The 17,476-nt window shown below is 74.1% G+C and carries 19 protein-coding genes; 8 read left to right on the plus strand and 11 right to left on the minus strand.

The window, feature by feature from the left end; genetic code table 11:
- Positions 1-10: 10 nt before the first annotated feature.
- Complete coding sequence (locus BLW43_RS07500) at positions 11-1,420, minus strand: YcjX family GTP-binding protein (protein ID WP_093251647.1); 1,410 nt, start codon at positions 1,418-1,420, stop codon at positions 11-13.
- 124 nt (positions 1,421-1,544) lie between these two features.
- On the opposite strand from BLW43_RS07500, the gene truA reads away from it, so the two are divergent.
- Both truA and mutS read left to right on the plus strand, forming a co-directional pair.
- Entirely contained in the window at positions 1,545-2,300 is a 756-nt protein-coding gene (gene truA, locus BLW43_RS07505) for a tRNA pseudouridine(38-40) synthase TruA (RefSeq protein ID WP_093251165.1), read from the plus strand.
- Positions 2,293-4,932 carry a DNA mismatch repair protein MutS gene (mutS, locus tag BLW43_RS07510; protein WP_093251167.1) on the plus strand — a complete coding sequence of 880 codons (2,640 nt, stop codon included), beginning with the start codon at positions 2,293-2,295 and terminating at the stop codon, positions 4,930-4,932. Before truA ends, mutS begins: the two co-directional genes overlap by 8 nt.
- Positions 4,933-4,941: 9 nt before the next feature.
- On the opposite strand, the gene BLW43_RS07515 is transcribed toward mutS, so the two are convergent.
- The 4 genes from BLW43_RS07515 to BLW43_RS23430 all read right to left on the minus strand — a co-directional run bounded on the left by BLW43_RS07515 (position 4,942) and on the right by BLW43_RS23430 (position 8,061).
- Positions 4,942-5,661, minus strand: coding sequence for a DUF2927 domain-containing protein (locus BLW43_RS07515; RefSeq protein ID WP_093251170.1), 720 nt, complete (start codon positions 5,659-5,661; stop codon positions 4,942-4,944).
- A 125-nt stretch (positions 5,662-5,786) separates the two neighbouring features.
- Positions 5,787-6,968 carry a toxic anion resistance protein gene (locus BLW43_RS07520; protein WP_093251172.1) on the minus strand — a complete coding sequence of 394 codons (1,182 nt, stop codon included), beginning with the start codon at positions 6,966-6,968 and terminating at the stop codon, positions 5,787-5,789.
- 44 nt (positions 6,969-7,012) lie between these two features.
- Entirely contained in the window at positions 7,013-7,927 is a 915-nt protein-coding gene (locus BLW43_RS07525; protein WP_093251175.1) for a 5-bromo-4-chloroindolyl phosphate hydrolysis family protein, read from the minus strand.
- Positions 7,924-8,061, minus strand: a complete 138-nt coding sequence (locus BLW43_RS23430; RefSeq protein ID WP_175478798.1) for a hypothetical protein — start codon at positions 8,059-8,061, stop codon at positions 7,924-7,926. Before BLW43_RS23430 ends, BLW43_RS07525 begins: the two co-directional genes overlap by 4 nt.
- Positions 8,062-8,186: 125 nt before the next feature.
- Between BLW43_RS23430 and BLW43_RS07530 the strand changes: the two genes are divergently transcribed.
- Entirely contained in the window at positions 8,187-9,152 is a 966-nt protein-coding gene (locus BLW43_RS07530; protein ID WP_093251178.1) for a ChaN family lipoprotein, read from the plus strand.
- Positions 9,153-9,173: 21 nt separating this feature from the next.
- Here BLW43_RS07530 and BLW43_RS07535 read toward each other — a convergent pair whose 3' ends face one another.
- On the minus strand, positions 9,174-9,398 hold the full coding sequence (locus BLW43_RS07535; RefSeq protein WP_093251180.1) for a sulfurtransferase TusA family protein: 225 nt from the start codon (positions 9,396-9,398) through the stop codon (positions 9,174-9,176).
- Between the two features lie 130 nt (positions 9,399-9,528).
- Here BLW43_RS07535 and BLW43_RS07540 point away from each other — a divergent pair, with 130 nt between their 5' ends.
- The gene (locus BLW43_RS07540; protein ID WP_093251182.1) at positions 9,529-9,987 is read left to right on the plus strand and encodes a c-type cytochrome; all 459 of its coding nucleotides are present in this window, start codon (positions 9,529-9,531) and stop codon (positions 9,985-9,987) included.
- 69 nt (positions 9,988-10,056) lie between these two features.
- Positions 10,057-11,100 carry a cytochrome c biogenesis CcdA family protein gene (locus BLW43_RS23435; RefSeq protein ID WP_093251199.1) on the plus strand — a complete coding sequence of 348 codons (1,044 nt, stop codon included), beginning with the start codon at positions 10,057-10,059 and terminating at the stop codon, positions 11,098-11,100.
- Here the strand turns inward: BLW43_RS23435 and BLW43_RS07550 are convergent.
- The 3 genes from BLW43_RS07550 to ypfJ are packed head-to-tail and all read right to left on the minus strand — an operon-like array spanning position 11,055 to position 12,429.
- On the minus strand, positions 11,055-11,366 hold the full coding sequence (locus BLW43_RS07550; RefSeq protein WP_342741599.1) for a ribbon-helix-helix domain-containing protein: 312 nt from the start codon (positions 11,364-11,366) through the stop codon (positions 11,055-11,057). The two genes, BLW43_RS23435 and BLW43_RS07550, sit on opposite strands and share 46 nt — an antisense overlap.
- Complete coding sequence (locus tag BLW43_RS07555) at positions 11,333-11,545, minus strand: DUF4169 family protein (protein ID WP_093251203.1); 213 nt, start codon at positions 11,543-11,545, stop codon at positions 11,333-11,335. Before BLW43_RS07555 ends, BLW43_RS07550 begins: the two co-directional genes overlap by 34 nt.
- A gap of 8 nt (positions 11,546-11,553) precedes the next feature.
- On the minus strand, positions 11,554-12,429 hold the full coding sequence (gene ypfJ / locus BLW43_RS07560; RefSeq protein ID WP_093251206.1) for a KPN_02809 family neutral zinc metallopeptidase: 876 nt from the start codon (positions 12,427-12,429) through the stop codon (positions 11,554-11,556).
- A 234-nt stretch (positions 12,430-12,663) separates the two neighbouring features.
- On the opposite strand from ypfJ, the gene BLW43_RS07565 reads away from it, so the two are divergent.
- Positions 12,664-13,527, plus strand: a complete 864-nt coding sequence (locus BLW43_RS07565) for a DUF2189 domain-containing protein (RefSeq protein WP_093251208.1) — start codon at positions 12,664-12,666, stop codon at positions 13,525-13,527.
- Positions 13,528-13,624: 97 nt separating this feature from the next.
- Here BLW43_RS07565 and fumC read toward each other — a convergent pair whose 3' ends face one another.
- A complete protein-coding gene (gene fumC / locus BLW43_RS07570; protein WP_093251215.1) occupies positions 13,625-15,019 on the minus strand; it encodes a class II fumarate hydratase in 1,395 nt (464 codons plus the stop codon).
- Positions 15,020-15,139: 120 nt separating this feature from the next.
- On the opposite strand from fumC, the gene BLW43_RS07575 reads away from it, so the two are divergent.
- Positions 15,140-15,808, plus strand: a complete 669-nt coding sequence (locus BLW43_RS07575) for a hypothetical protein (RefSeq protein ID WP_093251217.1) — start codon at positions 15,140-15,142, stop codon at positions 15,806-15,808.
- Here the strand turns inward: BLW43_RS07575 and BLW43_RS07580 are convergent.
- Positions 15,792-16,802, minus strand: a complete 1,011-nt coding sequence (locus BLW43_RS07580) for a DUF2125 domain-containing protein (RefSeq protein ID WP_093251220.1) — start codon at positions 16,800-16,802, stop codon at positions 15,792-15,794. The two genes, BLW43_RS07575 and BLW43_RS07580, sit on opposite strands and share 17 nt — an antisense overlap.
- Positions 16,803-16,874: 72 nt before the next feature.
- Between BLW43_RS07580 and BLW43_RS07585 the strand changes: the two genes are divergently transcribed.
- Positions 16,875-17,447 (plus strand): gamma-glutamylcyclotransferase, encoded by a 573-nt coding sequence (locus tag BLW43_RS07585; protein ID WP_175478799.1) that lies wholly within the window; start codon positions 16,875-16,877, stop codon positions 17,445-17,447.
- Positions 17,448-17,476 lie beyond the last annotated feature (29 nt).

Consider the following 17,476-nt stretch of genomic DNA (forward strand, 5'->3'; position numbering starts at 1 on the left):
GTCCCCTCCCTCACGCCAGCCGGTCGCCGAGCAGGAACTCCGCCGCCCGGTCGAGCCGGATATGCGGCGGCCCGTCGCCGGCCCGCGCGCTCGCCGAGGGCTTCGGCGGCGCGAAATCCATCAGGTCGAGCTCGCCGCCCAGCCACCCAGCCCCCGGCGGCGCGTCCTCCCGCGCCTGCGCCAGCACCGCCGCGGGGTTGTCAGGCAGGTCGCCGGGAAAGAGCGCCGCCTCGCGCCCGGTCTCCAGCAGGCGCCCGCGCACGCAGGGAAGCTGGCGGCCGTCGCGCGCCACCTCCTGCTCCACGGTCGCGCGCAGGGCGGCGATGGCCATCGTCTCGACCTTCGCGCCGCGGAACTCCGCCCGCGCGACGCTCTCGCGCAGCATCGCCTGCATCATCGCCGTCAGGCGCGGATGCTGGACATGGTGCACATGGTCGGCCTTGGTCGCGGCGAACAGGATGCGGTCGATGCGCCGGCCGAGGATCGACGCGAGCCAGCCGCCGCCCGGCCGGAAACAGCCGAGCACCGCGGTCATCGCGTCGCGCAGGTCGGCCACGGCGCCGGGCCCGGCGTCGAGCGCGCCGAGCAGGTCGACCAGCACCACCTGGCGGTCGATCCGCGCGAAGTGGTCGCGGAAGAACGGCTTGGCGACGCGGGCCACATAGGCGTCGTAGCGGCGTTCGAACTCCGCCCGCATGCCCCCGCGGCGGCGCTTCGAGCCCGCCGGCAGCGGGCAGAAGGTCAACGCCGGCGAGCCCTCCAGCTCTCCGGGCAGCAGAAAACGCCCCGGCGTGAGCCCCGACAGCCCGGCGGCCTTGGCGCGCTTGAGATAGTCGGCGTAGGCCGCCGACAGCGCCCTCGCCTGCGTCTCGTCGAGAGCGGCGTCGGGGTCCGCGGCGTCGAGAAGCGCGAGCCACGGCGCCGCCAGCGGCGCGCGCAGCGGCGCGCGGGCGAGCGCCAGCGCCCTGTCCGACCACGCGGCGTAGTCCTGCCCGATCAGCGCGAGGTCGAGCAGCCACTCGCCGGGATAGTCGACGATGTCGAGATGCAGCGTGCTGTCGCCGGTCATCCGCTCCAGCCAGTTCGCCGAGCGATGCCGGATCGAGAGGCGCAGCTGCGCGATGGAGCGGGTGCCCTGGGGCCAGCGCGGCTCGGGCGCGGAGAGCGCGGCCATGTGGCTCTCGAAGTCGAAGCGCGGCACGTCGCGGTCCGGCTGCGGCCGCAGGGCGACCGCGCCGATGCGGCCCTCCGCCTCGGCCTTGAGCCGGCTCATGCGGCCGCGCGCGAGCAGGTTCGCCACCAGCGAGGCGATGAACACCGTCTTGCCCGCCCGGCTGAGCCCGGTCACGCCGAGGCGCAGGGTCGGTTCGAACAGCGCCTCGGTCGCGCTGTCGCGCGCGTCCTCGACGGCGCGCATCATGTCGTCGATCAGTCCGCCGATCACGCCCGGGTTCTCCGCTTCCGTTCCGCCTGCACATAGACCGGCGCGCGCCGGATTGGGAGGGGCTGGCTCGTCGCGCGGGCGCGCGCTAGGACAGGCTCCCATGCCGCGCTTCAAGCTCACACTGGAATATCATGGCGGGCCGTTCAGCGGCTGGCAGCGTCAGGCCGACGCGCCCTCGGTGCAGGGGGCGCTGGAGGAGGCGCTGGCCCGCATCGCGCCCGAGGCGGGTCCGGTCACGGGCGCGGGGCGCACAGACGCCGGCGTGCACGCGCTCGGCCAGGTCGCCCATGTCGACGTGGCGCGAGCGTGGGATCCGTTCCGCCTCGCCGCCGCGCTCAACCACCATCTAAAGCGCTGGCCGATCGCGGTGACGTCGGCGCAGGAGGCCGAGACCGACTTCCATGCCCGGTTCGACGCCGTGGAGCGCCTCTACCGCTACCGGATACGCGACCGGCGCGCGCCGCTGACGGTGGAGAAGGGTCTGGCCTGGCGCCATCACGGGCCGCTCGACGAGGCCGCGATGGCCGAGGGCGCGGCGCATCTCGTCGGGCATCACGACTTCACCACCTTCCGCGCGGCGCAGTGCCAGGCGCTCTCGCCGGTCAAGACGCTCGACGCGGTGACGGTCGAGCGGTCGGGCGACGAGATCGCGGTGACGGCGCGGGCGCGCAGCTTCCTGCACAACCAGGTGCGCAGCATCGTCGGCACGCTGGCGCAGGTCGGCGCCGGGCGCTGGCCGCCCGCGCGCGTCGGCGAGGCGCTTGCGGCCTGCGACCGCGCCGCCTGCGGGCCGGTCGCGCCGCCCCAGGGGCTCTACCTCGTCGCGGTGCGGTATCCGGAGCGCGCGGATGGCTGAGGGCCCCTCGCCCATGATGGCGCAGTATCTCGGCATCAAGGCCGACCATGCGGACGCGCTGCTGTTCTACCGCATGGGCGACTTCTACGAGCTGTTCTTCGAGGACGCCGCCGCCGCCGCAGCCGCGCTCGACATCGCGCTGACCAAACGCGGCCAGCACGAGGGGCGCGACATCCCGATGTGCGGCGTGCCCGTCCACAGCCATGAGGCCTATCTCAACACGCTGATCCGAAAAGGCTTCCGCGTCGCCATCTGCGAGCAGACCGAAGACCCCGCCGAGGCCCGGAAGCGCGGCGCGAAGTCGGTCGTGCGGCGGGAGGTGGTGCGGCTCGTCACCCCCGGCACCCTGACCGAGGACGCGCTGCTGGAGGCGCGCGGCGCCGCGCCGCTGGCCGCCTGGGCGGAGGTCCGCGGCGAGGGCGGGCTGGCCTGGCTCGACCTCTCCACCGGCGCCTTCGCCGCGATGCCGGCGGCGCGCGCGGAGCTGGCGGCGGCGCTGGCGCGCACGGCGCCGCGCGAACTCCTGCTCGGCGAGGCGCACGCCGCCGACGCCGAGATCGAGGCGCTGGCGCGCGAGGCCGGCGCCGTCGCCGCGACGCTGGGGCCGGCCAGCTTCGAGAGCGGCGGGGCCGAGCGACGGCTGACCGCGCAGTTCGGCGTCGCGACGCTGGAGGGTTTTGGCGCCTTCTCGCGGCCCGAGATCGCGGCGATGGGCGCGGTGCTCGACTATGTGCGCATGACGCAAGGGGCCGCGGCGCCCCATATCCGCCCCCCGCGCCGCGAGACCGCGCAGGCAGCCATGGCGATCGACCCCGCCACCCGGCGCAATCTGGAGCTCACCCGCACGCTCTCCGGCGCGCGCGAGGGCGCGCTGCTGACGGCGGTGGACCGCACCGTGACGCCGGGCGGCGCGCGGCTGCTGGAGACGCGCCTCGCCGCCCCGCTCACCGACCCGCAGGCCGTAGCCGCGCGGCAGGACGCCGTGGCGTTCCTGCGCGCCGAGCCCGAACTGCGCGCCCGGCTGCGCGCGGCGCTGAAGCAGGCGCCCGAGACGGCGCGCCCGCTGGCCCGGCTGGCGCTGGACCGCGCCGGGCCGCGCGACCTCGGCGCCCTGCGCGACGGTCTGGCGCGCGGCGCCGAGGCCGGCGCGCTGCTCGCGGCCGCCGACCCGCCGGCCGCGCTGGCCGACGCCGCGCGGCGACTCGGGGCGCCGGCGGCGCTGGCCGCGCATCTGGCCGCCAGACTGGCCGAAAGCCCACCCATGGCGCTCCGCGACGGCGGGACGATCGCGCAGGGCGTGGATGCGGAGCTCGACGCGGCGCGAAAACTGCGCGACGAGGGGCGTGGGGTGATCGCCGGGCTTCAGGCCGACTACGCCGCGCAGGCGGGCGTCGCCTCGCTCAAGATCCGCCACAACGGCGTGCTCGGCTACTTCATCGAGGTCGGCGCGGCGCACGGGCCGAAGCTGACCGCCCTGCCCGACATCTTCCGCCACCGGCAGACCATGGCCAACGCCATGCGCTTCACCACCGACGCGCTCGCCGACCTCGAATCGCGCATTCTCGGCGCGGCGGATGCGGCGCTGGCGGTCGAGACGCGGATCTTCGGCGAGCTGCGCGACGCGGTGCTCGCGCAGGCCGGCGCCGTGGCGGACGCGGCGGACGCGCTGGCGGAGGTCGACGTCGCGGCGGGCTTCGCCGAACTCGCCGAGGCCGAGCGCTGGGTGCGCCCGGTCGTCGAGCAGGGCGCGGCCTTCGAGGTGGTCGGCGGGCGTCATCCGGTCGTGGAGCAGGCGCTGAAGGCCCGCGGCGAGGGCGCCTTCATTCCCAACGACTGCGACCTCTCCGGCGGCGCGGCGGCGCGGGTGCGCCTGCTCACCGGCCCGAACATGGCGGGCAAGTCGACCTGGCTGCGCCAGAACGCGCTGATCGCGGTGCTGGCGCAGGCCGGCGCCTGCGTCCCGGCGGAGGCCGCGCGGATCGGCGTGGTGGACCGGCTGTTCAGCCGCGTCGGCGCGGCGGACGACCTTGCGCGCGGCCGCTCCACCTTCATGGTCGAGATGGTCGAGACGGCGGCGATCCTCAACCAGGCCGGGCCGCAGTCGCTGGTGGTCCTCGACGAGATCGGCCGCGGCACCGCCACCTATGACGGGCTCTCGATCGCCTGGGCGACGCTGGAGCACCTGCACGACGTCAACCGCTGCCGCGCGCTCTTCGCGACCCACTACCACGAGTTGACCGCGCTGGCGCAGCGGCTGGAGGCGCTGGCGGTCAACACGATGGCGGTGCGGGAGTGGAAGGGCGAGGTCGTCTTTCTCCACGAAGTCCGCCCCGGCGCGGCCGACCGCTCCTACGGCGTGCAGGTGGCGCGGCTGGCGGGTCTGCCCCCCGTGGTCGTCGACCGCGCGCGCGAGGTGCTTGCGGCGCTGGAGGAAGGCGCCCACGCCGGAGGGGCCAAGCCCATGGCGCTGATTGACGACCTGCCGCTCTTCGCCGCGGCGCGTCCGCCGGCGGCCGCGCCCGCCGCCGCCTCGCCGGCGCTGGACGCGCTGCGCGCGCTGGACCCCGACGCGATGACGCCGCGCGAGGCGCTCGATGCGCTCTATGCGTTAAAGTCGGCGGCGGGCGATTGACGGGCGGCGTCAGCGGCCGAGTTCGGCGATCACCCGCCGCGCGAGCGTCATCCCTTCCCGGCGCGACATCCCCGGCTTCAGGCGCGGATCGTAGAGCACGCGCAGCAGCGCCTCGTCATGGGCCGTCAGAAGCGCGAATTCCTGATCGTCGTTGAAGACCGACGGGCGGGCGCCGGCGAAGTCGTTGCCCGGCCCGAGCGCCTGCGCGAACTCCTCATGCGCGCAGCTCTCGCGCAGCAGACCGGACGTCTCGGCCTTGATCAGGATCACGCCGAAGACGATGACGCCGTCGGGTTCGCCCACGCGCACGCTCGCGGCGCAGGGGATCTCGTATTCGTCGCCGCGCAGCCGATAGGCCAGCCCGCTGTCCACCGGCGCGTCGCTCGCGTCGAGCCGCGCCGCGATGCGCCGGCGCGCCTCGCGCGAGACGATGAGCACCAGCAGATTCGGCGGCGCGCCCTCCGTCGCCTCGGAGATGGGAAGCCGGGTGATCGCCGAAAGCCGGCGCGCGAGGCCGGCGTAGGTCTCCACGTCGGCGCGCTCGACCGCGTCGCCGATCAGCGCGTATCGGATCGGGTCCTGCCATTTCAGTAGCGGGGTCTCGCGTTCGCGCGGTATGAGCGCGCCCGCTTCGAAGGTGAACTCCGTGTAGAACGCGATGCGCTCGAGGTTGCGGGCGAGGTCTTCCGCCGACCATGGCGCATCGGCGGGGTCGTAGTCGGTGCGCATGCCGCCCGCCTCCCGCACCGCCGCCGTCAGCTCGGAATAACTGCGCGCCGCCCGCTCCTCTACGGAGCAGGCGGCGGCCAGCAGACCGAGCGCCGCCAGCGCGACGCGGGCGGCGCGGCGCCGCGTCAGTTGACGGCGGTCCCGATCGTGTCGCCCGTCCCGCTCGCCTTGGCGCGGGCGGCGGCGAGGGTCTCCTTCAGGGCGCCCTCCATCTTGACGAGCTCGGCCTCGGCGGCGGCGCGGCGGGCCTTGCCCTCGTCCGCGATCTGGAGGCTTTCGTTGATCGTCGCGATCAACCGGTCGTTGGCCTGCTTCACCGCCTCGATGTCGAACACGCCGCGCTCCATCTGCTCGCGCACCTCGCGGTTCGCCGTCTGGAGATTCTCGGCGTTCTTCGTGAGCAATTCGTTGGTGAGGTCGGTCGCGCCCTTCACCGCCTCCGCGGCGTCGCGCGAGCGCGCGATGGTGACGGCCTGCGCGAGCTGCGTCTCCCACAGCGGGATGGTGTTCACCAGCGTCGACTTGATCTTGCCGATCAGGGACTTGTCGTTCTCCTGCACCAGCCGGATCGAGGGCAGCGACTGCATCGTGACCTGGCGCGTCAGCTTCATGTCATGGACGCGGCGCTCGAGGTCGTCGCGGGCGGCGCGCAGGTCGCGCAGCTCCTGCGCCGCGATCACGGCCTCGCCCTCGGGCGCGCCGGCGACGGAGGCCTCCTTGGCCGGGATGTCGCCCGCGTCGAGCCCGGCGATCCTCGCCTCGCCGGCCGCGATGTAGAGACCGAGCTCGTCGTAGAACGCGAGCGTCTTCTCATACAGGCGGTCGAGGAACTTGATGTCCTTTAGCAGCGTCGTCTCATGGCCGAGCAGGTCGTCGGCGATCTTGTCGATCTGGCCGCGCACGCCTTCGTACTGGGCGACGAACTCGGCGACGGGCGTCGCCTTGCCCATCAGCCACTCCCACCAGCTGCGGTCGCGGCCCGGGTTCAGTTCGGCGACGTCGAAGCCGCGGATGGAGGTGACCATTCGGCCGAGCGCGTCGCCGGCGGGGCCGGTGTCCTTGTTGCGCACGCCGTCCAGCATCTCGTTGGAGATCGCCGTCAGCTCCTCCTGCGCCTTTGAGCCGAAGGTGATGATCGACTGCGTGTCGCCGAGGTCGAGTTCCGCCATGCGGGCCTCGATCGCCGCGCGCTTGTCTGCCGGCGCGGCCTCGAGCGGCGTGATCTCCGCTGCGGGCGCCGGCAGGCTCGCCAGCGTGTCGGCCTCGGCGAGCGCGGTTTCCGCCTTCGCCCGGATGTCCTGCGCCATGTCTGTGATCTCCCCGAACTGCGCGATCGCGCCGACGCCCGACGTCAGACGCCTTCCATCTTCAGGCGCTCGCGCAGGACGTCGATCTCGACGTCGAGCGCGGCGCGGTCCGTCTCGGTCAGGGCGTCGCGCGAGCGCGCGAACTGCGCCGAAAGATCGTCCAGCAGGGCCGCGTAGCGCTCGGCGGCCGCGGCGTCGCCGGTTTCCGCCCACACCTGCGCGAAGGCCACCGTCGCGTCCCGCGCGCCGACCAGATAGACGGCGAGGAAACGGCGCGCGCGGCGCATCTCGCCGGGGTTGCGTTCCAGCCGAGCCACGACCTGCTCGGCGTCCTCCGCGAGCGCATGGACGCGCTTCGCGAGCGCCGCGTCGCCGAGACCGTCCGCCGCGGCGACCATCTCGCCGATGAGCCGCCGGGCCGTCTCGATGCGCGTCACGGCGGCGTCAAGCGCCTCGCCCTCCAGCCCGTCGAGCCCCTTGCCGCGCATCGGGTCAGGCCCGAAGGCGACGACGTGCAGCCCCGCTCCCAGTGCGCCGAAGAGCGCCGCCGACGCGACGCCGTCGCCGCCCAGCGCCCCGCAGGCGGCGACGCCGAGGCCGGTCAGCGCCGCGCCGAAGAGTTTTCGGGGAAAGGCCGGCGGGCGGGCGATCGCGCTGCGCGAATAGGCGGCGGCCGCCAGCTCCCCGTCGCGCGTCAGCTTCGCCGCAAGCAGCAGCGCCGCCCAGACGCCGACGAGGCCGACGAGCCGCCCCATGTCGCCGGACATCGTCGCCCAGATCGCGCCGAGCGGCAGCAGGCTCGGCCAGAGCGAGAGCGCCGCGGCGCGCATCGAGGTCGACCGAACGGCCCGGCCGGCCCAGGGCCGGGCCTTGGGCGCCACGCGCCGGGTCGAGCCGGCCCCTTCTCCCCCCCGCACGCCGGGCGAGTGCGCCCCGCCATAGCGTCGCGCGCCGCTCATTGCGCGACCGCCTGCGCGGCCTCGGCGACCGTCGTCCACGCAGGCTCGGCCCCGAAGGTCGCCTGGCAGGACGCCGCCACGAGCAGCAGCGCGAGCGCGAGATACGCCGCCGCCCTCACCGTTCCACCGCCCATGCGACCACCCCCGTTAATCAGCGGTCAGCATATAGACCACCAGGGCCGCCGCCGCTACCGCGCCCGGGCGTCGCTTGGCGTGGATCGGCGGCGCGCTACCTTCCCGGGAGCCTCAGGAGGGTTTCATGCGAATCGGTAGAGCCGCGGAGCTTCTGGTCGCCGCCGTCATTCTGGCCGCCGGCGGGTTGGCGCCGGGCGGTGACGCCGCGGCGAACCCGCTCTCCGGCCGGGTCTTCGACGTCGCGGCGGGGCGGGAGATCTCGCAGGACGAACTCGTGGAGGCGCTCGCGCGCAGCGACGTCGCCATTCTCGGCGAGGTGCACGACAACCCTTGGCACCATGCGGCGCAGGAGGGCCTGGTGCGCGCGCTCGCGCCACGGGCTCTGGCCTTCGAGATGATCCCGCCGGAGCTGGAGGGGCCGCTGGAGCGCCTGCGCGCCGAGGGCGCGCCGCGCCGGGCGGTCGGGGAGGCGCTGCGCTGGAGCGAACGCGGCTGGCCCGACTGGGAGCTGTATGCGCCCATTCTCGAAGCGGCTCCCGGCGTTCCGGTCACGGGCGGCGAGGTCGCGGCGGCGCCGCTCCGCGCGGCGATGCGCGACGGCGCGGAGGCCGCGGCGCGGGCGACGCTCGGCGCCGCGGCGGCGCGCTACGACGTCGGCGGGATGCTGAGTGATTCGCAGCGCGCGCAGGCCGCCGCCGATCAGGTCGCCGCCCATTGCGGGGCCATCCCCGAGAGCGTAGGCGCGCAGATGGTCGAGGCGCAGATCCTGCGCGACGTCGCCTTCGCCGACGCGGCGCTGCGCGCCCGGGCGATGGGAGCGGACGACGGCGGCCCCGTCGTCCTGATCGCGGGCGCCGGCCACGCGCGGCGCGACCTCGGCGCTCCGCGCGCGCTGCTGGCCGCCGAGCCGGGGCTCTCGATCGTCAGCCTCGCGCTGCTCGAGCACGGCGCGGCGACGGACTGGCGCGAGCATCCGTGGGCGGACGCCGCGGCGCGCTTCGATTACGTCTGGTTCTTCCCCGCAGCCGAACGCGACGACCCCTGCGACGCGTTCCGGGCGCGCAGCGCGGCCCCAAGATCGGCCCCCTGATCCGCCGGGTGAGCGGCCCTCTCAGCCGCCCTTGCGGATGAGGTAGCGCCCCGCCGTCTGCTCGAGCAGCGCATGTCCGGCCTCGGCGCAGAAATGCGGCACGTCCACCACGGCCGCCGGGTCGTCGGCGAGCACGCTCAGCACGGCGCCCTCGGCCATGCCCTGAAGCCGCTTGCGGGCCTTCAGCACCGGCAGCGGGCAGAGCAGGCCGCGCGCGTCGAGTTCGTCGTCAGCCGCATCGCCCATGGTTCGCGAGCCCTTCTCCGCCAAATGCGCCACCCGGCCCGCTTGCCGGGGCCGCGTCCGTCGCGCTACGTCGACCGTCTGTCCCTGGAGCATCCCCCCGGGGACAGGCTGATATAGACCGGAGACCGCCATGCGCGCAGCCCCCTGCGCCCTTCTCGCCGCCAGCCTGTCGGCCCTTGCGCTGCTCGCCGGCGCCGCCGCGCCGACGCTGGCCGGCGACGCGCGCCCGACAGCCTATGTCGTGCGCGACGCCGCGGCCATCGATAGGCCGCTGACCGAGACGGCGCCCGACGCCGCCGACGGGGCCGCGACGGCGGCGGTCTTCTGCGCCGGCTGCCACGGGGCCGGCGCTGCGCCCGCGCTCTCCGCCGCCGTCGCGGGCCGCGACGCCCCGGCGCTGCGCCTCGCGATCGTCAATCTCGCGGTGGCGCGGCCGGAGATCGAGGGTCACGCCTTCTACGACCTGCCGCCCTTCGACCCGGAGGCGGCGGCGATGCCGACGACCGCGCTGACGGCGCAGGAGGTCGAGGATCTGGTCGCGCATCTCCTCGCCCTCGCCGCCGGCGCGCGCGAAGGTGATCGGCGCTGAGCGCCGCCGCGCTCGACCGCGCGCCGTTCCCCCGCTAAGTCGCGAGACTGGCGGGGAGGGAGTGGTGCGATGGGTGTGGGCGATCTGGGCATTCTGCTGGCCTTCGCGGGCGGCGTCCTGAGCTTCCTGTCGCCCTGCGTGCTGCCGCTGGCGCCGCCCTACCTCGCCTTCATCTCCGGCCAGACGCTGGAGCAGATGACCGACCCCGACCGGGAGGAGCGCACGCTGACCCGTCTGGCGCTGGTGGCGGTGGGGCTGCTGGCGCTGGCCTTCGCGCAGATGATCCTGTCGGGCGGTCGGCTGAGCCTGCTGGGCGGCGGCGCGCTGCTGGGCAGCGTCGGCATCCTCGGCTGGACGCTGGCGCGCGACGCGGTGACGCGGCGCGTGTTCTCGTCCGCGGCGTTCTTCGTGCTGGGCCTTGCGACGGTGTTCGTCGCGCTCGGCGCCACGGCCTCGGTGGTCGGTCAGACGCTGCTGGCCAACAAGGCGCTGTTCGGTCAGGTCGCCGGGCTGGTGATCTACGTGCTCGGCCAGCACTTCATCGGGCTGAAGCGTTCGCTGATCACCGTGGCGATCATGCTGGGGCTGTGGGCGCTTGCGGTCGTGCTGCAGGGCGGCGCGCTGGACGCGGCTATCGCCGAGAACGCGGTTCCGCTGGCGGGGCTGATCGGCCTCGGCGCGGCGCTGCAGTTCTCCGGCTACGAGCACATCCCGTTCCTCTACCGCGAGGCGCGCTTCGACGCCGGCCGGGAGACCGGCGGCCTGCTCGGGTCCTATGTCGTCGGGCTCGCCTTCGCGTTCGGGTGGACGCCCTGCATCGGGCCGGTGCTCGGCACGATCCTCGCGCTTGCGGGCTCGCGCGACACCATCGGCGAGGGGGTGCTGATGCTGGCGGTGTACGCCGCGGGGCTCGGCCTGCCCTTCCTGCTCGCGGCGCTGTTCGTGAGGCCCTTCATGCGCTTCATGCGGCGCTTCCGCCGCCACATGGGGCGGGTGGAGGCGACCATGGGCGGCCTTCTCGCCTGCGTCGGCCTGCTGATGCTGACCGGCCAGTTCGAGACGCTGGCCTACTGGCTGCTGGAGGCCTTCCCGGCCCTCGGCGCGATCGGCTGATCGCCGCGCCGGCGCAGCGCCCATTCCAGCGCGGCGACGCGCAGCGCGCTGGCGAGACCCTGATCGGGGGGCCGGCGCGCGTCGATCCTGCTCGCGGTCGCGTTGAGCGAGGCGCCGTCGGCGCGCGCCATCTCCGCCAGCGCCTCCCAGAAGGCGGGCTCGAGCGTCACCGAGGTCCGATGCCCCGACAGAGTCAGGGAGCGTTTCGTCGGCCCCGCGCCGGCGCGCTCGCTCAGGCGCCGTCCTCGGGGTCGCGGCGGGCGCAGTCTTCGGGATCGCGGCGGGCGCCGTCGAGCGTGCTGTCCAGCGCGCGCTTCTCGGCGCTGGTCAGGGCGCGCTCGGCCTTGCCGGCGCCGCAGCGTGCTGCGTTCGCGTCCGCCGCCTCCCGCGCCCGGTCGCGCTCGCGCGCCTTGCGGGCCCGGCGCAGATTGATGATCTCTGCCATCCCCCCCCTCAGATCGGCCCGGAGAAGCTGTCGCACGCCTCCATGTCGCCGGTGTCAAACCCGCGATAGAACCAGTTCTGGCGCTGCTCCGAGGTGCCGTGCGTGAAGCTGTCGGGCACGACGTAGCCCTGCGCGCGCCGCTGCAGCGCGTCATCGCCGATGCGCGACGCCGCGTCCATCGCGCTCTCGATGTCGCCGCGCTCCAGCACGCCGAACATCTCCTGCGCCCCGCGCGCCCAGACGCCGGCGAAGCAGTCGGCCTGAAGCTCGGTGCGCACCGAGATCTCGTTGGCCCCGGTCGCGCCCGAGGCCTGCCGCGCCGCCATGCTCTGCTCCATCACGCCGATGAGGTTCTGGACATGGTGGCCGACCTCATGGGCGATGACGTAGGCGCGCGCGAACTCGCCGCGGGCGCCGAGGTCGCGCTCCATGGTGCGGAAGAAGTCGACGTCGAGATACACCTGATCGTCGCCCGGGCAGTAGAACGGGCCGACCGCGGCGGTCGCGCGGCCGCAGGCGGAGGAGACGGCGCCCGTGAACAGCACGAGCTTCGGCGCGCGGTAGGTTGCGCCGCGGCGCTCGAACTCCCGGGTCCAGACCGCCTCGGTGTCGGCCAGCACGACGGCGACGAACTCCTCCTGCGCGTCGTCGATGACGTTGGGGCCGCTCGACCGGCCCGGCGGCGCGTCAGGGGACAGGCCCATCCCGCCGCCGCCCAGCAGCGGCGTCAGGTCCACGCCGAAGAAAAGCCCGGCGACCGCGACCAGGATCACGCCGATCAGCCCCAGGCCGCCGGCCCGGCGCGCGCCGCCGCCGCGCATGGCCCCGCCGCCGCGACGCACGTCCACCACGTTGTCGCTCGTCCTCCGCCCGCGCCATTTCATGCGTCGCACCCCTTCCGCATTTCGACGCGCCGAGGGTGCTTGCCGACGTCGCCGCGGTCAATTGCGCGCCTCGGCGCATCGCCCGAAACGGCGCGCGCGGCGCGCACGGTCACGCTTCTGCAACCAATGCGGCGAATCGGCCCGATGTGCGCTAGGCTGTCGCAGCGACGCCATGGCCCAAGCCGACGGCGGCCCATGGCGGGCGCCCATGACAAGCCGATGGGAGACGCAAGGATGGAGACGATCCGCAATCCCGGCGAGTGGACGGCCGAGGCCGTCTCCAGCGCCGGACGGCATCTCGGCGCGATCGGGACCGCGCTGCGCGGCTCGGAGGCGGAGATCGCCGCCGCCCCGCCGCGCGCCCGGCCGATCACGCCGGCCGATCTGTTCGACGCGCTGTCGAAGGGTTTCGACGACTTCCGGGAGACCCGCAGCGACGTGATATTCCTCTGCGTCGTCTATCCGCTGGCGGGCATCGCCGCCGTGGGCCTCGCCTCCAACGCCGCGCTGCTGCCGCTGCTGTTCCCGGCGGTCGCGGGCTTCGCGCTGGTCGGGCCGGTGACGGCGGTGGGCGCCTACGAGCTGAGCCGCCGGCGCGAGCGCGGCGAATCGACGGGGTGGACGTCAGCCTTCAGGCCGATCGCCTCGCCCTCGTTCGGGGCGATCTTCCTGCTGGCGCTGGGGATACTCGCGACCTTCCTCGTGTGGATGGGCGCGGCCCAGACGATCAAGGCCCTGACCATCGGCGCCGAGGCGCCGGCCTCGCTCGGCGACTTCGCCGCGCAGGTGTTCGGAACCGGGGCTGGCTGGGCGATGATCCTCGTCGGTTGCGGCGTCGGCTTTGTCTTCGCGGCGGCCGTTCTGGCGACTTCGCTCGTTTCCTTCCCGCTCCTGCTGGATCGGCAGGTCGGCCTGGTGCGCGCCGTCATGACCTCGGTCGAGGTCGCGAGGACGAGCCCCCGCACCGTGGCGCTGTGGGGGCTGATCGTGGCGGCGGCGCTGATCGTGGCATCGATCCCGCTGTTTCTCGGGCTGATCGTGGCCCTGCCCGTGCTGGGTCACGCGACATGGCACGTCTACCGCAAGGCGGTCGCCTGATCCCGACCGTCGGCGGCGGGCGTGAAACGCGGGCAGGCTGCGCGACCGGCGGGAAGCCGGTCGCGCAGGGCTGAAGGGCAGCGGGCCGACCAGCGGCTCAGGGCTTCGGGCCGACCATGTCCTCAGGACGCACGACGCGGTCAAAGGTCTCGCCGTCGCAGAAGCCCAGCGCGACAGCCTCCTCGCGCAGGGTGGTGCCGTTCTTGTGCGCGGTCTTGGCGACCTTGGTGGCGGCGTCGTAGCCGATGGTCGGCGCGAGCGCGGTCACAAGCATCAGGCTCTCGCGCATCAGCTTCTCGATTCGCGCCTCGTCAGCCTGCAGCCCGCTCACGCAGTTGTCGGTGAAGGCCTTCGCCGCGTCGCCCAGAAGCTGCATCGCTTGCAGCACGTTGTAGAGCATCATCGGCTTGTAGACGTTCAGCTCGAAATGGCCCTGAGAGCCCGCGAAGCCCACCGCCGCGTCGTTGCCGAATACATGGGCGCAGACCTGCGTCAGCGCCTCGCACTGGGTCGGGTTCACCTTGCCCGGCATGATGGAGGAGCCCGGCTCGTTCTCGGGCAGGACCAGCTCGCCGAGCCCGCAGCGCGGCCCCGAGCCGAGCAGGCGGATGTCGTTGGCGATCTTGAACAGGCTCGCGGCGACCGTGCGCACGGCGCCCGAAAGCTCCACGATGGCGTCATGCGCCGCCAGCGCCTCGAACTTGTTGGGCGCGGTGCGGAACGGCATGCCGGTCAGCGTCGCGATCTCCGCGGCGATCTTCTCCGCGAAGCCGGGCCTGGTGTTGAGCCCGGTGCCGACCGCCGTGCCGCCCTGCGCCAGAGGCCAGATGTTCTCCAGCGCCTGCTCCACCCGCGCCACGCCCTGCCGCACCTGATGGACGTAGCCGGAGAACTCCTGGCCCAGCGTCAGCGGCGTCGCGTCCTGCGTGTGGGTGCGGCCGATCTTGATGATGTGCGCGAAGGCCGCCTCCTTGGCCTCCAGCGCCGTCAGCAGCGCCTCCAGCCCCGGGATCAGCACATGCGTGGCGGTGTGCGCGGCGGCGATGTGCATCGCGGTCGGGAAGGTGTCGTTGGAGGACTGGCCCTTGTTGACGTGGTCGTTGGGGTGGATCGGGTCCTTCGTCCCCTTCACGCCGCCCAGCAGTTCGATGGCGCGGTTCGAGATCACCTCGTTGGCGTTCATGTTCGACTGCGTGCCCGAGCCGGTCTGCCAGACGACCAGCGGGAAATGCGCGTCGAGCTTGCCGTCGATCACCTCGTGGGCGGCCTCGACCATGGCGTTCCCGAGTCGGGGCTCGAGATCGCCCTGCTCCATGTTCACCTTGGCCGCGGCGCACTTGATCACGCCCAGCGCGCGGACGACGGCGACGGGCTGCTTCTCCCAGCCGATGGGAAAGTTCTGAATCGAGCGCTGGGTCTGCGCGCCCCAGTAGCGGTCCGCCGGCACCTCGATGGGGCCGAAGCTGTCGGTCTCGGTGCGGGTGGCGGTCATGGCGGGGTTCTCCGGGCTGGAATGCGCGCAGTCTAGGCGCCGCGCGTGCCCCGGCAATGCGGCGACTGCGCCCGCCCGCGCCGGCTTGACGCAGGCCCCACTCCCGGCGCTCCCTGCGCCATGGCCGTCGCCTTCATCCACACCGACGCGTCCCATGCGGCGCGATTCGACGCGATCCTCGCGGCGCTCGCGCCGAACATGCGCGCGGCGCACGCTGTTGCGCCGCACCTGCTGGCGCGCGCGCGTCGCGACGGCGCCGACTCGGTTCGAGACGAGCTTTCGCGGCTGCTCGCCGAGCACGCGGACGCCGCGGCGCTCGTCTGCACCTGCTCCACGCTGGGCGCGCTCGCCGAGTCGCTGGGGCGGTCCGCCGGAGTTCGCGGCGCAGTGTTCCGCGTCGACCGGCCGATGATGGAGGCCGCGGCGCGCTTCGGGTCCGGCGCGCTGCTCGTCGCCTCTCTCGATACGGCGATGGCGGCGGCCGAGGCCCTGTTCGCGGAGTGCGCGGCCGCCGCCGGCGTCGAAGGCGCGCCCGAGACGCTGCAATGCGGGGCGGCGTGGCCGCTGTTCGAGGCCGGCGACGCCGAGGCGTTCGCGCAGGCGGTGGCCGACGCCGTCCGCGCGCGGGTCCAGCGGGCGCGCGCCGAAGGCCGCGCCTTCGGCTGCGTGGCGCTCGCTCAGGCGTCGATGGCGCCCGCCGCCGCGCTGCTGGCCGATCTCGGCGCGCCGACGCTGACCTCGCCGGAGCTGGCGGTGGAGCGCGCGCTCGCGCTCAGCCGGGCGGCATGAGGCGCGGCGCCTCCCCGATCGGCACGGGGCCGATGCGCGCCGCGCCGCCCGAGAACGACAGCGGCGCCGACAGCGCGTCGCCATCTCCCGACAGTCGGGCCAGCAACCCGAGGCCGCCCTCGATCAGGCCGGCCGTGTTTGCGTCGAGCGCGCCCGCGGCGACGGCCGCGCGCAGCATCGCCCGCCAGTTCTCCGCCCGCACGTCGAGCGAGCCCTCCGCGTAGCCCGCCGCATCGGCCCGCAGGTCGCCCTTCGCCGTGAGCGCAAGGTCGCCCCAGCGCGCCTCCAGCGACCTGATGGACAGCGCGCGCACGCCCGGCGGCGCGTCCTCCAGCGCGAACCGGTCGAGCGGGCGGTCGAAGGTGGCGACGGCGTCGATGCGCAGGCGCTCCGCCACCGCCGGCAGCGCGCCAGCGACGTCCAGCCGGCTGCGGACGCCCTCGGGAAGCGTCACCGCCCCGGCCCCGAGAAACAGCCGGTAGGCGTTCTCCACGGCCGGCCGCACCGCCTCGACATGCGCCTCCGCGTCCGCCGCGCCGGCGCGCCAGCCCTCCCCCGCGAGGCTCAGCCCCTCCCCGACCGCGGATAACCGCGCCAGCGCCAGCGACGGGCCGGGAACGAAGCGGATCGAGGCGCGCAACCGCTCCGACGTCAGCAGCGCGCGTGCGCCAGGCGCGGCGAGGCTCTGCTCGGGCGGAAAGGCGAGGATGGCCGCGTTCGGCTCATAGGCCAGCGTCAGCACGTCGAGGAACGGCGCCCGCCACGCCCAGCCCGCGGCGGGGTCGGCCAGCGCGGGCTCGACCAGCCGCGTGTCGATGCGGTTGGGAAAGCCGCCCGTGCGGATCGCCGCCGCCCCGGCCTGCCAGCCCTCGGCGCGGCGCGCCTCCAGCCAACCCGCCAGCGCCTCCTCACGCAGGTTGGCCGAGAAGAACCACCAGCCCGACCACGCCAGCGCCGCCAGCGCGACCGCCCCCGCGAGCACTCGCCATTTCATTCGCTGCGCCTCCTTCGCGGCGGCCGCCCTCGCCGCGCGGCTTCGGGGCGGCTATACCGCGAAGCCATGACGATGGAAAACGACGCGCGGCGCGCGACGCCCTCGCCGGAGGGCGACCTGTGGGTGTTCGGCTACGGCTCGCTGATCTGGCGGCCGGGCTTCGACTTCGCGGAGCGGCGGCTGGCGCGGCTGACGGGCTGGCGGCGCAGCTTCTGCCTGCTCTCCGTCAAGTATCGCGGCACGCCCGAGGCGCCCGGCCTCGTGCTGGGGCTCGACGAGGCGCCGGACGGCTGGTGCGACGGCGTCGCCTACCGCGCCCCGGCCGCGGCGCGGGACGCCGTGCTCGCCTACCTGCGCGAACGCGAGCTGATCACCTACGCCTATCGCGAGATCTTCGCGCCGATGCGGCTGGAGGACGGCCGCGCCGCCGTCGCCGTGACCTATGTCGTGGACCGCGGCCATGCGCAGTATGCGGGCGCGCTGGCGGAGGACGCGCAGGCGCGCGTCATCGCCGCCGCCGCCGGCCCGATGGGACCGAACTCGGAGTATCTGGCCAACACCGTTGCGCATCTGGCTCAGCTCGGTCTGAGCGATCCCGAACTCGACCGGCTGCACGCGCGCGTCAGTCGGCTCCTCGGCGTCTGACTGCGGTTGCAACGCCACGCGCCATCCTG

The organism is Rubrimonas cliftonensis (assembly GCF_900107585.1).
GTDB lineage: Bacteria > Pseudomonadota > Alphaproteobacteria > Rhodobacterales > Rhodobacteraceae > Rubrimonas > Rubrimonas cliftonensis.

What these genes read in the sequence shown, in the direction of transcription:
- BLW43_RS07500 (WP_093251647.1), bottom strand. Translation starts at nt 1,420, where the DNA reads ATGATGCGCGCCGTCGAGGACGCGCGCGACAGCGCGACCGAGGCGCTG.
- truA (WP_093251165.1), top strand. Translation starts at nt 1,545, where the DNA reads ATGCCGCGCTTCAAGCTCACACTGGAATATCATGGCGGGCCGTTCAGC.
- mutS (WP_093251167.1), top strand. Translation starts at nt 2,293, where the DNA reads ATGGCTGAGGGCCCCTCGCCCATGATGGCGCAGTATCTCGGCATCAAG.
- BLW43_RS07515 (WP_093251170.1), bottom strand. Translation starts at nt 5,661, where the DNA reads ATGCGCACCGACTACGACCCCGCCGATGCGCCATGGTCGGCGGAAGAC.
- BLW43_RS07520 (WP_093251172.1), bottom strand. Translation starts at nt 6,968, where the DNA reads ATGGCGCAGGACATCCGGGCGAAGGCGGAAACCGCGCTCGCCGAGGCC.
- BLW43_RS07525 (WP_093251175.1), bottom strand. Translation starts at nt 7,927, where the DNA reads ATGAGCGGCGCGCGACGCTATGGCGGGGCGCACTCGCCCGGCGTGCGG.
- BLW43_RS23430 (WP_175478798.1), bottom strand. Translation starts at nt 8,061, where the DNA reads ATGGGCGGTGGAACGGTGAGGGCGGCGGCGTATCTCGCGCTCGCGCTG.
- BLW43_RS07530 (WP_093251178.1), top strand. Translation starts at nt 8,187, where the DNA reads ATGCGAATCGGTAGAGCCGCGGAGCTTCTGGTCGCCGCCGTCATTCTG.
- BLW43_RS07535 (WP_093251180.1), bottom strand. Translation starts at nt 9,398, where the DNA reads ATGGGCGATGCGGCTGACGACGAACTCGACGCGCGCGGCCTGCTCTGC.
- BLW43_RS07540 (WP_093251182.1), top strand. Translation starts at nt 9,529, where the DNA reads ATGCGCGCAGCCCCCTGCGCCCTTCTCGCCGCCAGCCTGTCGGCCCTT.
- BLW43_RS23435 (WP_093251199.1), top strand. Translation starts at nt 10,057, where the DNA reads ATGGGTGTGGGCGATCTGGGCATTCTGCTGGCCTTCGCGGGCGGCGTC.
- BLW43_RS07555 (WP_093251203.1), bottom strand. Translation starts at nt 11,545, where the DNA reads ATGGCAGAGATCATCAATCTGCGCCGGGCCCGCAAGGCGCGCGAGCGC.
- ypfJ (WP_093251206.1), bottom strand. Translation starts at nt 12,429, where the DNA reads ATGAAATGGCGCGGGCGGAGGACGAGCGACAACGTGGTGGACGTGCGT.
- BLW43_RS07565 (WP_093251208.1), top strand. Translation starts at nt 12,664, where the DNA reads ATGGAGACGATCCGCAATCCCGGCGAGTGGACGGCCGAGGCCGTCTCC.
- fumC (WP_093251215.1), bottom strand. Translation starts at nt 15,019, where the DNA reads ATGACCGCCACCCGCACCGAGACCGACAGCTTCGGCCCCATCGAGGTG.
- BLW43_RS07575 (WP_093251217.1), top strand. Translation starts at nt 15,140, where the DNA reads ATGGCCGTCGCCTTCATCCACACCGACGCGTCCCATGCGGCGCGATTC.
- BLW43_RS07580 (WP_093251220.1), bottom strand. Translation starts at nt 16,802, where the DNA reads ATGAAATGGCGAGTGCTCGCGGGGGCGGTCGCGCTGGCGGCGCTGGCG.
- BLW43_RS07585 (WP_175478799.1), top strand. Translation starts at nt 16,875, where the DNA reads ATGGAAAACGACGCGCGGCGCGCGACGCCCTCGCCGGAGGGCGACCTG.